19 protein-coding genes and 1 tRNA gene are annotated in these 16,080 nt (G+C 67.5%); 8 read left to right on the top strand and 12 right to left on the bottom strand.

All coding sequences use genetic code 11. From position 1 onward, the window contains the following. Nucleotides 1-50: 50 nt before the first annotated feature. Nucleotides 51-1,274: a pyridoxal-dependent decarboxylase, exosortase A system-associated gene (locus ACFE7D_RS06635; RefSeq protein WP_375394638.1), complete on the bottom strand. Its 1,224-nt coding sequence runs from the start codon at nucleotides 1,272-1,274 to the stop codon at nucleotides 51-53. Beyond that, nucleotides 1,271-2,839, bottom strand: a complete 1,569-nt coding sequence (locus ACFE7D_RS06630; protein ID WP_375394637.1) for an acyl-CoA ligase (AMP-forming), exosortase A system-associated — start codon at nucleotides 2,837-2,839, stop codon at nucleotides 1,271-1,273. Before ACFE7D_RS06630 ends, ACFE7D_RS06635 begins: the two co-directional genes overlap by 4 nt. Before the next feature lie 81 nt (nucleotides 2,840-2,920). Between ACFE7D_RS06630 and ACFE7D_RS06625 the strand changes: the two genes are divergently transcribed. From ACFE7D_RS06625 to ACFE7D_RS06615, 3 genes are read left to right on the top strand one after another with little or no spacing between them, the layout of a single operon-like run. Next, complete coding sequence (locus tag ACFE7D_RS06625; protein ID WP_375394636.1) at nucleotides 2,921-3,193, top strand: acyl carrier protein; 273 nt, start codon at nucleotides 2,921-2,923, stop codon at nucleotides 3,191-3,193. An 11-nt stretch (nucleotides 3,194-3,204) separates the two neighbouring features. Beyond that, complete coding sequence (locus ACFE7D_RS06620; protein ID WP_375394635.1) at nucleotides 3,205-3,900, top strand: hypothetical protein; 696 nt, start codon at nucleotides 3,205-3,207, stop codon at nucleotides 3,898-3,900. After that, a complete protein-coding gene (locus ACFE7D_RS06615; RefSeq protein ID WP_375394634.1) occupies nucleotides 3,888-4,661 on the top strand; it encodes a hydrolase 1, exosortase A system-associated in 774 nt (257 codons plus the stop codon). Before ACFE7D_RS06620 ends, ACFE7D_RS06615 begins: the two co-directional genes overlap by 13 nt. On the opposite strand, the gene trxB is transcribed toward ACFE7D_RS06615, so the two are convergent. After that, nucleotides 4,662-5,630 carry a thioredoxin-disulfide reductase gene (trxB, locus tag ACFE7D_RS06610; RefSeq protein ID WP_375394633.1) on the bottom strand — a complete coding sequence of 323 codons (969 nt, stop codon included), beginning with the start codon at nucleotides 5,628-5,630 and terminating at the stop codon, nucleotides 4,662-4,664. 80 nt (nucleotides 5,631-5,710) lie between these two features. Between trxB and ACFE7D_RS06605 the strand changes: the two genes are divergently transcribed. Next, the gene (locus ACFE7D_RS06605; protein ID WP_375394632.1) at nucleotides 5,711-6,337 is read left to right on the top strand and encodes a molybdenum cofactor guanylyltransferase; all 627 of its coding nucleotides are present in this window, start codon (nucleotides 5,711-5,713) and stop codon (nucleotides 6,335-6,337) included. Beyond that, nucleotides 6,334-7,143, top strand: a complete 810-nt coding sequence (gene fdhD / locus ACFE7D_RS06600) for a formate dehydrogenase accessory sulfurtransferase FdhD (protein WP_375394631.1) — start codon at nucleotides 6,334-6,336, stop codon at nucleotides 7,141-7,143. Before ACFE7D_RS06605 ends, fdhD begins: the two co-directional genes overlap by 4 nt. A gap of 56 nt (nucleotides 7,144-7,199) precedes the next feature. Here fdhD and ACFE7D_RS06595 read toward each other — a convergent pair whose 3' ends face one another. Beyond that, complete coding sequence (locus tag ACFE7D_RS06595) at nucleotides 7,200-7,400, bottom strand: hypothetical protein (RefSeq protein WP_375394630.1); 201 nt, start codon at nucleotides 7,398-7,400, stop codon at nucleotides 7,200-7,202. Nucleotides 7,401-7,585: 185 nt separating this feature from the next. Between ACFE7D_RS06595 and ACFE7D_RS06590 the strand changes: the two genes are divergently transcribed. Further along, nucleotides 7,586-7,942 (top strand): hypothetical protein, encoded by a 357-nt coding sequence (locus tag ACFE7D_RS06590; protein ID WP_375394629.1) that lies wholly within the window; start codon nucleotides 7,586-7,588, stop codon nucleotides 7,940-7,942. Nucleotides 7,943-7,977: 35 nt separating this feature from the next. Here ACFE7D_RS06590 and ACFE7D_RS06585 read toward each other — a convergent pair. The 3 genes from ACFE7D_RS06585 to ACFE7D_RS06575 all read right to left on the bottom strand — a co-directional run bounded on the left by ACFE7D_RS06585 (nucleotide 7,978) and on the right by ACFE7D_RS06575 (nucleotide 10,502). Beyond that, a tRNA-Met gene (locus ACFE7D_RS06585) sits at nucleotides 7,978-8,054 on the bottom strand. Nucleotides 8,055-8,109: 55 nt separating this feature from the next. Then, the gene (locus tag ACFE7D_RS06580) at nucleotides 8,110-8,625 is read right to left on the bottom strand and encodes a 2'-5' RNA ligase family protein (protein ID WP_375394628.1); all 516 of its coding nucleotides are present in this window, start codon (nucleotides 8,623-8,625) and stop codon (nucleotides 8,110-8,112) included. Further along, nucleotides 8,622-10,502 carry a potassium transporter Kup gene (locus ACFE7D_RS06575; RefSeq protein WP_375394640.1) on the bottom strand — a complete coding sequence of 627 codons (1,881 nt, stop codon included), beginning with the start codon at nucleotides 10,500-10,502 and terminating at the stop codon, nucleotides 8,622-8,624. The genes ACFE7D_RS06580 and ACFE7D_RS06575 overlap by 4 nt, the downstream gene beginning before the upstream one ends. A 200-nt stretch (nucleotides 10,503-10,702) precedes the next feature. Here ACFE7D_RS06575 and ald point away from each other — a divergent pair, with 200 nt between their 5' ends. Both ald and ACFE7D_RS06565 read left to right on the top strand, forming a co-directional pair. Further along, nucleotides 10,703-11,809, top strand: coding sequence for an alanine dehydrogenase (gene ald / locus ACFE7D_RS06570; RefSeq protein ID WP_375394627.1), 1,107 nt, complete (start codon nucleotides 10,703-10,705; stop codon nucleotides 11,807-11,809). Between the two features lie 51 nt (nucleotides 11,810-11,860). Further along, nucleotides 11,861-12,082 carry a DUF3072 domain-containing protein gene (locus ACFE7D_RS06565; protein WP_375394626.1) on the top strand — a complete coding sequence of 74 codons (222 nt, stop codon included), beginning with the start codon at nucleotides 11,861-11,863 and terminating at the stop codon, nucleotides 12,080-12,082. 35 nt (nucleotides 12,083-12,117) lie between these two features. Here the strand turns inward: ACFE7D_RS06565 and ACFE7D_RS06560 are convergent, their stop codons facing one another. Genes ACFE7D_RS06560 through ccmE form a run of 5 tightly spaced genes read right to left on the bottom strand, consistent with a single transcriptional unit; the run spans nucleotide 12,118 to nucleotide 16,043 of the window. Next, on the bottom strand, nucleotides 12,118-12,753 hold the full coding sequence (locus ACFE7D_RS06560; RefSeq protein ID WP_375394625.1) for a tetratricopeptide repeat protein: 636 nt from the start codon (nucleotides 12,751-12,753) through the stop codon (nucleotides 12,118-12,120). Next, a complete protein-coding gene (locus tag ACFE7D_RS06555; protein ID WP_375394624.1) occupies nucleotides 12,753-13,163 on the bottom strand; it encodes a cytochrome c-type biogenesis protein in 411 nt (136 codons plus the stop codon). Before ACFE7D_RS06555 ends, ACFE7D_RS06560 begins: the two co-directional genes overlap by 1 nt. After that, nucleotides 13,160-13,684 carry a redoxin family protein gene (locus ACFE7D_RS06550; RefSeq protein WP_375394639.1) on the bottom strand — a complete coding sequence of 175 codons (525 nt, stop codon included), beginning with the start codon at nucleotides 13,682-13,684 and terminating at the stop codon, nucleotides 13,160-13,162. The genes ACFE7D_RS06555 and ACFE7D_RS06550 overlap by 4 nt, the downstream gene beginning before the upstream one ends. Next, nucleotides 13,681-15,612 (bottom strand): heme lyase CcmF/NrfE family subunit, encoded by a 1,932-nt coding sequence (locus ACFE7D_RS06545; RefSeq protein WP_375394623.1) that lies wholly within the window; start codon nucleotides 15,610-15,612, stop codon nucleotides 13,681-13,683. The genes ACFE7D_RS06550 and ACFE7D_RS06545 overlap by 4 nt, the downstream gene beginning before the upstream one ends. Continuing rightward, entirely contained in the window at nucleotides 15,609-16,043 is a 435-nt protein-coding gene (gene ccmE, locus ACFE7D_RS06540; RefSeq protein WP_375394622.1) for a cytochrome c maturation protein CcmE, read from the bottom strand. The genes ACFE7D_RS06545 and ccmE overlap by 4 nt, the downstream gene beginning before the upstream one ends. Nucleotides 16,044-16,080 lie beyond the last annotated feature (37 nt).

Raw genomic sequence — 16,080 nt, 5'->3', positions numbered from 1 at the left:
CCAACTATCTGAGGAACTCAGGATATGCTTCAACCTAAATGGAAACGACTCTAGCTGGAAAGCCGTTCCGCGGCAGGGGGATGGCCAAGAAATCCGGTGGGGCTGGCGCTGGCACCGTAAGCCCCGGCGAGGAAGATCGCGATCAGGTCGCCGGCCATGGCCTGCGGCAATGCGATGCGATCACCGAGCCGGTCGAGCGGGGTGCAGAGCGGACCGACGACGGACACGGTCTCCACCGGCTCCGCACCCATCGCCGACGCCACCGCAAGAGCGTAGTTGCGTCGGACGACGGTGCCGAAATTGCCGCTCGCCGCCAGTTGGTGGTTCAGGCCGCCGTCGACGACCAGGAAAATCTCTCCGTGACTAAGCTTCCGGTCGACGATACGCGTGAGATACACGCCCGCCTCCGCCACCAGCCAGCGGCCGAGTTCGATCGCGAAGCGGCTGTCCGCCAGGATCGCCGTGCGCGCGCCCAGCGCGTCGGCCAGTCGAGCGCCGACCGCCTCGACATCGAGCGCGCGGTCGTTCGCGAAATACGGCACGCCGAACCCGCCGCCCAGATTGACCAGCGGCGGCGCGGCCCCGACCGCCTCCGCCAGCCGCGCGGCCAACGCCAGCGTCGCATCCTGCGTGTCGGCGATCGCCGCGGCATCGAGCGCCTGCGACCCGGCGTAGAAATGGAAACCCCGCCAGTCCGCACCGCCGTCGATCAGTTTCCGGACCAGCGCCGCGGCCTGATCGGCGTCGATCCCGAACGGCGATGCGCGACCGCCCATCTTCATTCCCGAACCGCGCAGTTCGACGTCCGGATTGACCCGAACCGCCAGCCGCGGCGCGATGCCGAGCCGATCGCCGATCGCCAGCGCCCGCGCGCCTTCTCCTTCGGACTCGACGTTCAGCGTCGCGCCTGCGCCGATCGCGATCGCCAGTTCGTCGTCACGCTTGCCTGGCCCCGCGAAGCTGATCGCGGCGGCGGGCTTGGCCGCCAGCGCGAGACGCAATTCCCCCGCCGATGCGACGTCCAGCCCGTCCACCAGCGGCGCGATCACCGCGATCAGCGGGGGGTGAGGATTGGCCTTGATCGCGTAATGCAGATCGACCGCTGGCATCGCGGCGCGAAACCGCGCGACCCGCGCGGCAACGATCGCGGCGTCGTAGACAAACAGCGGCGTGTCGCCCGCCTCCGCCACCCAATCCTCGGCACGGCGTTCGCCGATCGTCAGCGCGCCGGCCTGTCCCGCGAATTCGGGCGGCAAGGGGCCCATCGGCTTCATGACGTCACCGCTGCCCGAACGCCCGCGCGATCGAGCTTCCCGTTCGCGTTGCGCGGCAGTTCGGCACGCCATTCATAGCGTGCGGGTTGCATGAAACTGGGCAGCAGCGCCTTCAGCCGGGTACGCAGCGCCGGTTCGTTCGCCGCATCGCCGGCCATGACGACGGCGATCGCCTGCCCCAGCCGCGCATCCGGCACGCCGATCGCCACCGCCTCGCGCGCTTCGCCTCCCGCCATCACCGCCTCCTCGATCTCCCCGGGGCTGATCCGGTTGCCCGCGGATTTGATCATCTCGTCGTCTCGGCCGACGAAGCGCAACAGCCCGTCCGCCCCCTCCACGACCGTATCACCGGACCACACTGCCAGGCCGGTGGCGTCGGCGAAGACGGGAGCGGCGCGGAAACGCAGCGCGGTCCGTTCGGCATCGCGCCAATAACCCTGCGCGACGAGCGGCCCGGCATGGACGAGTTCACCCGCCACGCCCGGCGCGGCGCGCGTACCGTCCGGGGCGACGACCATCACCTCGGCGAAGGGGATCGCTCTGCCCATCGCATCGGGATGCGCGTCGATCAGCGCCGGGTCCAGCCATGTCGACCGGAACGCCTCGGTCAGCCCGTACATCGCGACGATGTCCGCGCCCGGGAACCGCGCCCGCAACCCGCGCACCAGCTGCGGCGTCAGCGCACCGCCCGAATTGGTCAGCCGCTGTAGCCGCGCCGCTGTTTCCGCTGGCCAATCGACCTCCAGCAACTGCGTCCACAGCGGTGGCACGCCGGCGAGCGTCGTCGCCTCGAACCGCTCGACCGCCTTCACCACGTCGCGCGGCACCAGATAGTCGATCGGCGCAACCGACGCCCCCGCCGCCCAGGTCGAGAACAACTGGTTCTGGCCATAGTCGAAGCTGAGCGGGAGGACGCCGAGAACCCGGTCGGCCGGTGCCAGCCGAAGATAATGCGCGACCGATATGGCACCGAGCCAGAGGTTCGCGTGGCCGAGCATCACGCCTTTGGGCCGCCCGGTGGAACCGGAGGTGTAGAGGATCGCGGCGAGCGTATCGGGTGCGGCGTTCGAGGGGGGGAGGTATTCCCCTTTCCCCTTCGAAAGCGGGCCCCCGGGGTTACGGGCAATGTCGCTGGTGGCCCCTGGACCCCCGCTTTCGCGGGGGAACGAAGGTTCCTCGATCACCGAACACCCGCCCGGCACATCCTCCGCCTCCAGCGTCCCGGCCCGGGCGGCCTGCGTCACCAGCAGCCGCGCCCCGCTGTCGGAGAGGATATGCGCGACTTGCGCGCGGCGGAGCAGCGGGTTGATGGGTACGTGCACCAGCCCCGCACGCGCGGTCGCGAGCGGCATCACGCACGCCGCGCGAGTCTTCGGCAGCCATGTCGCAACGCGGTCGCCGACCGTCAGTCCCTGCCCCGACAGCCAGTACGCGACCGCCCCCACCAAGTCCGCGAGCTCGGCGAAGGTCATGGCCCCCGCCCGATCGACAAGGGCGATATCGCGCGGTGCGCCGCGCAGCGGCAGATGGTCGATGGGTCGGGGCAAGGGATCGAGCGCGATCATAAACCCCTCATAGCGCCAGGCCGTTGCCGAATTCACCCCCGCCCTCTAACGGGCGGGATCGAAGATGCGAAGCGAGGCGGCGTGATCCCCGAAGGCAAGACACCGATCGACGAAACGGTACGCGCGGTGCTCGCGGATATTCTCGGCTTGTCGCCCGAGCGAGTCGCCGCCTTTCGTCCGGAAACGCCGTTGTTCGGCGCGCTGCCCGAACTCGACTCGATGGCGGTGGCCGGCGTGCTGACCGAACTCGAGGATCGGTTGGGGATCGTGATCGACGACGACGAAGTGGACGGAGAGATGCTCGAGACGTTCGGCGCGCTAACCGAATTCGCCGCGTCCAGGGCGCTGGCCTGACGACCGCCGGCATGACCGGCGATCCACGCATCGACGGCTATGACTGGGCGCGCGGGCGCGAGGCGATGCTTCGGTTCGGGCCGGATGTCGGTCCGGTCGTCATCGCAGTGCTGCCGCTGTTCGAGGAGGCAAACCGGACACGGGCGTTCGTGGCCGCGATCCTGCGAATGCTGGCGGTGCATGGCATCGGCAGCGCCCTGCCCGATCTGCCGGGGCAGAGTGAGAGTTTGGTGTTGCTGGAAACGGTGTCGCTGCTCGATATGCAGACGGCGTTCGCCGCCGCCGTCGCTCGAATCGGTCGCGACGGACGCCGCTGCTATGTCGTCACGGTGCGGAGCGGGGCGCTGCTGGCCGATACCGTCGATCTTGGCGGATGCTGGCACCTCGCGCCGCAGGATGGGCCAGCGTTGCTGCGCGAATTGTCGCGGATGAAGCGCGGGGAAAGCGGGTCCGGACTGCACAACGATGGCTCGTCGCCGGTCCGGGTCGCGGGCAACCTGCTGGTGCCGGCGCTGCTCGCCGATCTGGCAACGAGCGCGTTGCATGGTAGGGGCCGGATCGTTCGGCTGTCGACCGACCCTGCGCCGGCGGATCGACATATCAATGGTGCACCGCCGTGGCGACGCAGCGAACCGGATACCGACGACGCGCTATCGCAGATACTTGCCAGCGATATCGCGGACTGGATCGCAGCATGCGAAGCCTGATTGCGTTCCCTTGTCAGGGCGAAACGCTGATCGGGACGATCGACGCGGCGGCCGGTACGACGGGGTTGCTGATCGTGTCGGGCGGCAATGAAATTCGCTGCGGCGCTCATCGCGGTATGGCGGTGCTCGCGGGCAGGCTGGCGCAGGCGGGGAACCCCGTCTTTCGATACGACCGCCGCGGCGTTGGCGATTCAGGCGGCGCCAATACCGGCTATACCGGCGCACAGGACGATCTGATCGCCGCCGTCGTCGCCTTTCGCGCCCACGCGCCTCACATGACCCGGATCATCGGCTTCGGCAATTGCGACGCCGCGACCACGCTCGCGCTGTTCGGTCGTGCCGCGGGGATCGATGCGATCGTCCTGGCCAACCCCTGGCTCGTCGAGCAGGACGATCAGCTGCCCCCGGTCGCGGCGATCCGGGCGCACTATGCGCAGCGGTTGCGCGATCCGGCGACGTGGTGGCGCGCGCTTCGCGGCGGGGTCGATATCGGCAAAGCGTTCCGCGGCTTGCGCAAGATTGCAGCCGCGCCGCCCGAACCGCAGACGCTGGCAGACGCGGTCGTCGCCGCGATCCGCGGCTGGGGTGTCGACGCGCGAATCGTCCTGGCCAAGGGTGACGCGACTGCGATCGCCTTCGTGGGTGCGGCCCGCCAGCGCCGGCTCGATACCCATATGACGGTCGTGGCGAGCGCTTCGCACAGCTTCGCACGCGAAGGCGACGCCGCGGCGCTGGGAGCTGCGATCGTCGCGGCGCTGTAACTACTCCGCCGCTTCCCGCATCTCCACGAATTCCGCCGCTGCCAGGAAGCGTTCGGCGTCGAGCGCGGCCATGCAGCCGGTGCCCGCCGCGGTCACTGCCTGGCGATAGACCTTGTCCGCCACGTCGCCGCACGCGAACACGCCGGGTACGCTGGTCCTGGTCGACCCGGTCTCGACCGCGACATAGCCGTCGGCATCCAGATCGAGATGCCCGCGGAACAGCTCGGTCGCCGGATGATGCCCGATCGCGACGAAGCCGCCATCGACCGGCAGCCGGCTATGTTCGCCCGTGACCGTGTCCTCCAGGTCCAGCGCGACCAGCCCCGCAGTGCCGCCGCCATCGACGAAGCCGCGGACTTCCTTGTTCCACAGCACCCGCACGCCCTTGTGCGCGAACAGCCGGTCCTGAAGGATCCGCTCCGCGCGCAGCGTGTCGCGACGATGGATCAACGTCACGTCGGGGGAATGGTTGGTGAGGTACAACGCCTCTTCGACCGCGGTATTACCGCCGCCGATCACCGCGACCTTCTTGCCGCGAAAGAAAAAGCCGTCGCAGGTCGCGCAGGCGCTGACGCCCTTGCCCTTCATCGGCTCCTCGCTGTCGATGCCGAGCCATTTCGCCTGCGCGCCCGTCGCAATGACCAGGACATCGCCGTCGTATATGTCACTGCCATCGCCGATCAGGCGGAACGGCCGCCGCGTCAGGTCGACCGAGACGATCGTATCCCACATCATCCGCGTGCCGACATGCTCCGCCTGTTTCTGCATCTGCTCCATCAGCCACGGGCCCTGGATGACGTCCGCGAAGCCGGGGTAATTCTCGACATCGGTGGTGGTCGTCAGCTGCCCGCCGGGCTGGATCCCCTGCACGACGATCGGCACCATGCCCGCCCGTGCGCCATAGATCGCGGCGGACAGCCCCGCCGGCCCGGAACCGAGGACGAGCATGCGGGTGGTGTGGGTGGTCATCGATCGCTTCCTGTTGGTCTTGGTACTTGATCTAGGCGCTTGGCGGGCGGATTTGAATGGCGTGCCGACGGAGATGGAAAATGGGCAAGGTGTTGGGCGCGGTGTTGGCTGGCGGGCGATCCTCCCGCTTCGGATCCGACAAGGGTGCGGCGCTGTTCGACGGCATAACGCTGGCAGACCACGCGGGTGCAGCGATCGCACAGTTCGTGGAAGCAGTGATCCGGGTCGGTGGCGCTGGCGGGATCGCGGATGTGCCTGCGTCGGGGCTGGGGCCGCCGGGCGGGATCGCGGCGGCGCTGGATCATGCCGCGCGGTCGGGGTTCGATAGCGTGCTGACAATTGCTTGCGACATGCCGCGCTTGCCGGGCGGCTTGGTCGAAGCGCTGCTGGTACAAGCACCGGCGTACTGCACGGGGGCACCGGTGCTGGGGCACTGGCCGGTATCGGCACTGGATCAACTGCTCGCGCTGCTCACCGAAACGATGATCCTGACACCGTTCGTTTTGAGCGAAGTCGAGAAACCTAGCCCGGCGGGGATCAGGCGTATCCCGACTTCGCTCGATACGAACGGCGGGAGACGTACGCCCATCAACTTCAAGCTCGGCCCTTCCATTCGGTCATGGGCCAGCACAATCGGGGCGATCCCGATCGAGTCGCCGCAGTCCATTGCCAATATAAACACCCCCGCTGACTTGCTCGCGCTGTGACCTGGCGCGACGAACCGGTACGGATCATCCGCCATGATCGAACCGATCAGGCAAACCGCACGGTGGCGGTCGAGGCACCGGTCGCGATCGAGGTCGACGGCATCGGCTATGCCGTCATGATGGCGACGCCCGCCGACCTCGAAGCGTTCGCGACCGGCTTCGCACTGACCGAGCGGCTGGCCGACACGATCGACGATGTCGCCGATATCGAACCGTTCGAAGCCAAGGCAGGGTGGGTCGTCCGCGTGACGCTGCACGATCGGTGCAAGGGGCGGATCCACGACCGGGTCCGCCACCGGACCAGCGATACCGCCTGCGGGCTATGCGGGATCGCCGGCCTCGAGCAGGTCCAGCGCCCGGTCGCCGCCCCCGCGCCGCCGCCGGTCGCGGACCAGGGCGCGATCTTCGCCGCGCTTGCCCACCTTCGCGCGCGCCAACCGCTGAACGCCGCCACGGGCGCGGTCCATGGTGCCGCCGCATGCGATCCGACCGGCACCATCATCGCGACCTTCGAGGATGTCGGCCGGCACAACGCGCTCGACAAGTTGATCGGCTGGCTGGCGATCGAGCGCCGCGCGGCCGACGGGTTTCTCCTCGTCACCTCGCGGCTGAGCTTCGAGATGGTCGACAAGGCACTGGTCGCACGCGCACCGATGCTGGTCGGCATCTCCGCGCCGACCACGATGGCGATCGATCACGCACGCGCGCACCGACTGACGGTGGTAGCGCTGGCACGTCCGGACGCGATCCTGGCGGTCGTCGATCCGACCGGCCTATTCGCCAGTTCCGGCGAGAAGCCTGAATAAGGCCGATGATCGACAACTGTCCACCACGATACGCCGCACCCAGCGATGCGCAAGGGTCAATGGGCCGGTCGTTCGTTCCGCGACTGCTTCATGATCGTCTGCCCGGCGGCGTCCGTCGCGCCTTTCAGCAGCCGATCGGACGTCTCCGCCGCCGCTTCCGGCGTCATCGACACCGCCACGCCGTCAGGACCGTCGACCTGCACCTCCCCCTCTTCCGCAGTAACGTCGGAGGGTTGATCGTAAAGGCGGTTCGGCATCGTGACCTCCGTTTGTCGAGCGAGTATAGCGATCGACGAAAGGTTTCGATCCACGCGGCCGAATCATTTACAGTCTTCGTTTTTCTAACTTCGATCAAGTATAGCACAAACCGGCCTTTGGGCCGACGGAGGCTGCTTGGCAACTATCCTCTTGCATACGGGTGGCAAACGCATAATCTGTTATCATGATCGGGGACCGCGACCGCCGCCAAATCGTCCGCACGTTGCTGGCATTGCGGCAGGCCCGTTGCGATGAGTTCCCCCACGAACTGTTCGACGAGTTCGCATGGAACATCCTTCTCCATCTATTCTATGCCCATGCGCTGAACGAGGCGGTATCGGTCGCCACGATCAGCGACCGCGCGGGAACCTCGGAGACGGCGGGTCGGCGTTGGATCGAACATCTCGTGATGGCGGATCAGGTCGAATCGACGCTGGCAATGGACGATCTGCGCATGACGGCGACGGCGATCGACGCGATGCGCAAATATGTCGACCGGGTCAAAGCCCTGGGCGTCGAACAGCTGAACGACCTGGCCTGACGCACGCGTTCGACGCGATCCGATCGGCTCGCGAGTGGTAGCGAAGGAGGGACTTGAACCCCCGACCCCAGGATTATGATTCCCGTGCTCTAACCAGCTGAGCTACTTCGCCCCGACACGGGCCCGCACTCGCGAGGCGCGGGCTATAGGAACGGTGCCGTAACCGGTCAAGCGAACATGTGGCGCGACAGCGGCTCCCACGGCCCGCCGCGATACCACCACGCGCCCAGCCCCGCGATCTCGATCTCCCGCGCCACGAACCCCTGCGACAGCGTGGCGAGCAGGACCTTGGCGACCGGCGGCGCGACCTTGTTCTGGATGGTGACGTGTGGACGCCACCCGCCCGCGTCCTGCGGCGTCAGCATACCGGTGAAGGCGTCCGCCAACCGCGCGCGGATGCCCACCAGGTCCGGCGAGTCGATCCGGTAGGCGACGCCACGACCGAGCGACATCAGCCCGCTCGCGCTCGCCACCGGCGCGCGCACGCCCCGCGTCTCGCCGGTCAGCCGTTGCTTCAGTTCCTGCACCATCGACGGCGGCAGATGGTGAAACAGCGTCAGATGCGCATCGAGCCGATTGCGCTCGGGCGGAAAATGTGTCCGCCGCATCGTGTCGAAGAAGGCGGTGTCCGCACGACCGAACAGCGCGGTGACGATGACGGGGGCCGGGACGACGTCGTTCAAATCTCGACCTGGCTGCCAAGTTCGACGACCCGGTTGGTCGGCAGGCGGAAGAACTCCATCGCGCTTTCCGCGTTGCGCAGCATCCAGGCAAACAGCTTCTCGCGCCAGATCATCATGCCAGGGCGATCCGCCGCGAGCAGCGTCTGACGCGACAGGAAGAAACTGGTGTCCATCATCTTGAACGCCGCGCCGCATTCGCTGACCAGGCGCAGCGCGGCGGGCACGTCGGGCTCCTCCATGAACCCGTAGCGCAGGACCATACGATGGAAGCCCTCGCCAAGACTTTCCAGAGTCGATCGATCGTCCTCGGGCCAATAGGGCCGGTCGACGATCTTCACCGTCAGCAGGATGACCCGTTCGTGCAAAATCTTGTTGTGCTTCAGGTTATGCAGCAGCGCGTGCGGCACGCCGTCCGCGCTCGACGTCATGAAGACCGCGGTGCCGGGCACGCGCGACGCGGAGCCGGCGGCGGAACCGATGAAGACCTTCATCGGCATCGCGGCCTCGCGCATCCGGTCGATCATCAGCTCGCGACCCTTCGACCAGGTCGTCAGGATCGTGAACATGACGAGGCCGACGAGCAGCGGGAACCAGCCGCCCGACGGAACCTTGGTCAGGTTCGCGGTGAAATACGCACCGTCGACCACGAAGAACAGCGCGAGCAGCGGCAGCGCGGCGATCTTCGGCCAGTGCCACAGCCGCGTCAGCACGATGCCGAGCATGCAGGTGTCGATCAACATCGCCCCGGTCACGGCGATCCCGTAGGCATTGGTCAGGTTCGACGACGTCCGGAAGAAGATGACGAGCAGGATCACCATGGTCACCAGCAGCCAGTTGACGACCGGGATGTAGATCTGCCCCACCGTCACCGCACTGGTATGTTCGATGCGAAGCCGCGGCATGAAGCCGAGCTGGATCGCCTGCTGCGTGACGGAGAACACGCCCGAGATCACCGCCTGGCTGGCGATGACCGCTGCGGCGGTGGCGAGCAGGACGAGCGGCAGCTGCAGCCTGTCCGGCGCCAGTTCGTAGAAGGGGTTGTGGAGCGCCGACATCCCCTCGCGAAGCAGCAGCGCACCCTGCCCCATATAATTCATCATCAGCGCCGGCAGGACGAAGAACAGCCAGGAAATCCCGATCGGCCGCCGTCCGAAATGCCCCATGTCCGAATACAGCGCCTCCGCCCCCGCGACCGCCAGCACCACCGATCCCAATGCCAGGAACGCCCGCGCCGGATCGCGAACGAAGAACGCGACGGCATAATGCGGCGACAGCGCCAGGAGGACGAACGGCGTCTTCACGATGCTGGATACGCCGAGCACCGCGATCGTCGCGAAATAGAGGAGCATGACCGGCCCGAAATAATAACCGACCCGCGCGGTCCCGTTCCGCTGGATCGAGAACAGGCACAGCAGGACGACGACCGCGGCCGGCAGCACGAGCGCGCCGAACGTCGGCGAGACGACGCTCAGCCCCTCGACCGCCGATACCACCGACACCGCAGGCGTGATCATGCTGTCGCCGAAGAACAACGCCGTCGCGAAGACGGCGAGCATCGCGATGCCCTGGCTCCAGCGGCGGGTCTTCGTGCGCCCCGACACCAGCGCCAGCAGCGCCAAGCTGCCGCCCTCGCCGCGATTGTCCGCGCGCATGATGATGGCGACATATTTGAACGTCACCACGATCATCATCGACCAGAAGATCAGGCTGATGACGCCCATGATGTGCAGCGGATCGACCGCGAGCGCATGGTGCCCGGCAAAGGTTTCGCGGAATGCGTATAACGGGCTGGTGCCGATATCGCCGAACACGACGCCGACCGCGCCGACCGCCAGCTTCGTCAGCCCGCTGCGACCCTGCGACGGGCCCGCGGGCAGGTCCGGCGTGGCCGGGGATGGCGAGTCGGTCACCGGCGGTGCGGCTGGCCGCGAAGTTTGGCGTGCGATATCATGGCGTTGACTGACCAGCCCCCTAGCCCGGTTTCGCTCTCCATAACAGGCCCCCAAGGCACTGCAACGGGGACATGCCGGTGCGGCATCGTTATAGGCGGCGGCGACAGATCATTCGGAGCGAAGCGATGCGAGTCGGAGTACCCAGGGAAATCAAGAACCACGAATATCGCGTGGGACTGACCCCGCCGTCGGTGGCCGAACTGGTCGCCGCGGGACATGAGGTCGTCGTCGAGACGATGGCGGGCGCGGGGATCGATTTCGAGGACGCGGACTATGTCGCGGCGGGTGCGACGATCCTGCCCGATCCGCAAGCGGTGTTCACCGCCGCCGACATGATCGTGAAGGTCAAGGAACCGCAAGCCGGCGAGATCGCGATGCTTGAGCCGCAGCATCTGTTGTTCACCTATCTCCACCTCGCCGCCGACAAGCCGCAGGCGGAGGGGCTGATGGCGTCGGGCGCGACGTGCATCGCCTATGAGACCGTCACCGATGGTCGCCGCGGACTGCCGCTGCTGAAGCCGATGTCCGAGGTCGCGGGGCGGATGTCGGTGCAGGTGGGGGCCCATTATCTGGAGAAGGAACAGGGTGGTCGCGGCGTCCTGCTGGGCGGCGTGCCCGGCGTTGCGCCGGCGAAGGTCGCGATCCTCGGCGGCGGCGTCTCGGGCGTCAACGCCGCGCAGATGGCGGTCGGGATGCGCGCGGATGTCACCATCTACGACATTTCGAACGACCGGCTGGCCGAACTCGACATGTTCTTCTCCAGCCAGATCAAGACCGCCTATGCGTCCAAGGCGGCGATCGCGGCGGCGGTGAAGCAGGCGCATCTGGTCATCGGCGCGGTGCTGGTGCCGGGCGCGGCGGCGCCCAAGCTCGTCACGCGCGAGATGCTGAAGACGATGAAGCGCGGCTCCGTGCTGGTTGACATCGCGATCGACCAGGGCGGCTGTTTCGAAACGAGCCACGCGACGACGCACGAGGACCCGGTGTTCGAGGTCGATGGCGTCATCCATTACTGCGTCGCCAACATGCCCGGCGCGGTCGCCCGCACCTCGGCGTTCGCGCTCAACAACGCGACGCTGCCGTTCGCGCTGAAACTCGCCAATCTGGGCGCGGAAGCCGCAATGCAGGCCGACCCGCACCTCGCCGCCGGGCTGAACGTCTACAAGGGCAAGATCGCCTATAAGGCGGTCGCGGATGATCTGGGTTTACCGTTCGAGGCATGGGCCGCCTGACGCGGAACGAAGGCGGAACAATGGGGTTGGTACGGGCGAAAGGAATCACCGATGACCGACAGCCATGCCAACCCCAAGGGTCACCCGACCGGCAATGCCGAAAAAAACCCCGACGACTGGACGACCGGCGACGAGGCGATGACCGGCGCGCAGGCCAGTTACCTCAAGACGCTGTCCGAGGAAGCCGGGGAAGAATTCGATGATAGCCTGACCAAGGCCGAGGCGTCGAAGCGGATAGATGCGCTACAGGCGAAGACCGGGCGGGGGGTGTAGAGCGACAATCCCTCTCCCGTCGGGGAGAGCGGTGTTTACCGCCCCCCGCGCCGCTGGAACGACAGGAACCGGTCCAGCAACATCAGTCGCACCGCGATATCGCGGCGATACGAAGTTCCAGCGGGCGACAGGCGCAACGCACGCAACCAATAAATGTCCGCCTCCGCAAAATCGCCGGTCCGGATATAGGCCAGACCGGCAAAGAAGGGCGGACCCGGATGAAGCGGTGCCAGACGCATCGCCTGCCGGAATGCGAACAACGCCGGGGGCGAGACGCGGCCGCCATCGTGCATGGCATAAGTGGTGCCCAGTTGCGTCCATAATGCGGCGCTTTGCGGATAATGACGAATCCCGCCCAGCACCGCCTGTACCGCCGCTCGTCTTTCGCCCACCCGCTCCATCGCGTCCGCGGCGATCATGTACGCGCCGTCGCCCGTGAAGCGTCCGAACAGCCGGTCGCGCAGGTCGGCGATCATCGGGTCGTCCGGGATCGCGATGGCATTGGGCGTGGCGCCGCGGGCGGCCATGGTCGGCCGGCCTTGCAACGCATAGCCGGCCGCGCCGAGCATCAGTGCGGCACCGACCATCGTCCACAACAGCCGCGGCACCCGCAGCAGCAGCATCGCGCCGAGCGTCCCCGCCCCGATCACCGCGAGACAGACCCAACCCATCAGCGCCGCCGCCGAAAGCTGCCGCGTGCGATCAGCGCGCCCGCCGCCAGCAGCGCGATCGGCGCGAGCCACAACGGCCATGACGCCGCGAACGGCGGATCATAGCTCACATAATTACCGTAACGCGCGACGAGCCACCCGCGGATCGATTCCGCGCTTTCCCCTGCGGCGATCCGCGTACGCACCAGCGACCGCATGTCCCCGGCCATCGACGCGTCGCTGTCGACGATCGACTGGCCCTGGCAGACGACACAGCGAAGCGACAGCATGAGCGCCTTCGCCCGCGCCTCCGCCGCGGGATCGCGCAGCTGCACATTGGCATAGGGCGCGTTGCTCGGCGGCTCCGCGGCGAGCGCAGCGGGGACCAAAGCCAGCAGGATCGGCACCAACTGGCTGGACGCGTGCTTCATGCGCCGCGGACCGCGGCGGCGATTTCGGCGATATCGTCGTCGCGGATGCCGCCGACATGCTGCAGGACGATCCGCCCCTCGCCGTCGATCACGAAGCTTTCGGGTACGCCGGACGACCCGAGCGATAATTGCACCCGGCCCATCCTGTCGTCGCCGATCCGTGCATAGGGATTGCCGCCCGCCACGAGAAAATCGGCGACATCGGCAGGCCTGTCATGGACCGCGACGCCGTCGATCTCGATCCCCATAGCCTTCAGTCGCAACAGCTGCGGTGCCTCGGCGATGCAGGGCACGCACCAGCTGGCGAAAATGTTCACCAGTCGCGGATGACCGTCCGCGAACATCGCGCTGGCGACGCCGGGCCGGTCCGGGGCGATCGGCTTGAGTGCGAAGCCGGGCATTGCCTTGCCGACCAGCGCAGAACGGACCGTCCGGTCGGCGGGCCGGTAGAGCTGGACCGCGACGACCGCGACGACCGCCAGGAACGCCGCGAGCGGTAGCCACCGCAGCCAATGTCTCACGCCCATACCGCCCGCGCCGCCGCCGCCCGCTCGCGCCGCAACCGGCCGAGCAAGGACAGCGCCCCGCCCACCGCGACCAACGCGCCGCCGGCCCAGATCGCCGTTACGAACGGCTTCCACCACAGCCGCAACTGCCAGCGCCCCTGCCCGTCCGGTGCGCCGAGCACGGTATAAAGCTGCCCGTCCCAGACCGTCGCGATGGCGCTTTCGCTGGTACCCGTCGGCGGATCGGCGAAATAGCGCGCCTGGGGCTGCAGCCGGATGACATCGTCGCCGCGGCTGGCGGTCAGTTCGGCCTGGAGCGCCGACCAGTTCTGGCCGATCACCGGGGTGATACCCGTGAGGACGACGCTGTACGGCCCGACGCGGTGCGGCTCGCCGATACGGACCGCTACCAGGGTCTCCTGCGTGAACGCGCTGTCGCTCGCCATCCCGGCAAGGCTGACCGCGATGCCCAGATGCGCCAGCACCATGCCGTAGGTGAACAGCGGCGTGCGGGCGAGGTTGCGCTTCCACAGCGGCGAGACGCTCGCCACCGCCACCCCCGCCGCGATCGCCAGACCGGCGAGCGGCAGGATGCCGATCCCGCCGCCGAACAACGCGAACGCCACTGCGACGAAGCACGCCACCGCGATCGGCCACATCGTCCGCCCCAACACGACCTGCGCGTCGTCACGCCGCCAGCGAAGCATCGGCCCGACCGCCATGATGCACAGCAGGATCAGCGCGATCGGTCCCACCGTCTTGTCGAAGAAGGGCGGCCCGACCGACAGCTGCACCCCGTACGCGGCGGCGACGAGCGGATAGAGCGTGCCGATCAGGACGATCCCCAATATCACCGTCAGCAGCAGGTTGTTCGCGACCAGCGCGCCTTCCCGGCTTACCGGTTCGAAGACGTTACCCTGCCGCACCGTCCCCACGCGAAGCGCGAACAGCAGCAGCGCCCCGCCGATATATACAGCCAGCAGCGCGAGGATCAACGCGCCGCGCCTCGGATCGACCGCAAAGGCATGGACGCTGGTCAGAATGCCGGATCGGACGAGGAACGTCCCGATCATCGACATCGAAAACGCGACGACCGCGAGCATCACGGTCCAGGCGCGAAGGCCGTCGCGTGTCGCCAATACCGTCACCGAATGTAGCAGCGCGGTCGCCGCCAGCCACGGCATCAGCGACGCGTTCTCGACCGGGTCCCAGAACCACCATCCGCCCCAGCCCAGGTCGTAATAGGCCCAATACGACCCCGCCGTGATGCCCAGCGTCAGGAATATCCACGCTCCCAGCACCCAGGGCCGCATCGCCCGCGCAAACGCAGGACCGACGTCGCGCGTCACCAGCGCACCGACGGCGAAGGAGAACGCCACCGACAGCCCGACATAGCCAACATACAGCGTCGGCGGGTGGAGCGCCAAGCCGGGATCCTGCAACAGCGGGTTCAGCCCCCGCCCGTCGGCCGGCCCCGGCCACACCCTTGCAAACGGGTTGGAGGCGAAGAGCAGGAAGGCGTAAAATCCCAGAGCGATCGCCGCCTGCGCGCCAAGCGTCGCGACCGATGTCCGCGGCGGTAACCGACGTTCGAGGATTGCGACCGCCCCGCCCGCGATGCCCAGGATCGTGACCCACAGGAGCATCGATCCCTCGTGATTGCCCCAGACGCCGGCGAATTTATAAATCCATGGTTTTGCCGAATGACTGTTTTCGACAACCAGCCGGACCGTCATGTCTGAATCCAGGAACACCGCGATCAGGCACGCCATCGCAACCAGCGCCAGCGCCCCCTGCAGGATCGCGACCGGCCGCACCGACGCGATAAGATCGTCCTCGGTCGCTCCGTTCGGCCGGGCGAGTGCCAGCACCGCGACGATCAGCTGCAGCGCTGCCATTGCGCCGGCGAACCACAGCGCGCCAAGTCCTGCTTCGGCGGTCATCGCACCAGCGACCTCGTCTCGTGCATCGCCCCCGCCACCTGCGGCGGCATGTATTTCTCGTCGTGCTTGGCGAGCAGGTTCGACGCGACGAACAGGCCGCTCGGCTGGAACGCGCCTTCCGCGACCACGCCGGATCGTTCGCGGAACAGGTCCGGCACGATCCCGGCAAACACCACCGGCGTCGTCGCGCGGCCGTCGGTCACGATGAAATGCACCGTCACGCCGTCGGCAGCGCGCTTGACCGATCCGCCCGCGACCATCCCGCCAAGCCGCACCGCACGGCCGAGCGGCAGTCCGGCCTTCGCCACGTCGGACGGCGCATAGAAGAAGGACGCCTGGTCTTTCAGCGCCGACAGCGCCAACACCCCGGCCCCCGCCACCGCGCCGACCGCGAGCAGCGCCAGCGTCAGCCGCTGATGCTTCGCCTTCACTTCTCGGCCCTCGCCATCGCCAGATAACTGACGGTCA

Source organism: uncultured Sphingomonas sp., from assembly GCF_964244235.1.
Classification (GTDB): domain Bacteria; phylum Pseudomonadota; class Alphaproteobacteria; order Sphingomonadales; family Sphingomonadaceae; genus Sphingomonas.
Note: the sequence above shows the minus strand (reverse complement) of the source record. Positions and strands in the feature narration are given on the sequence as shown.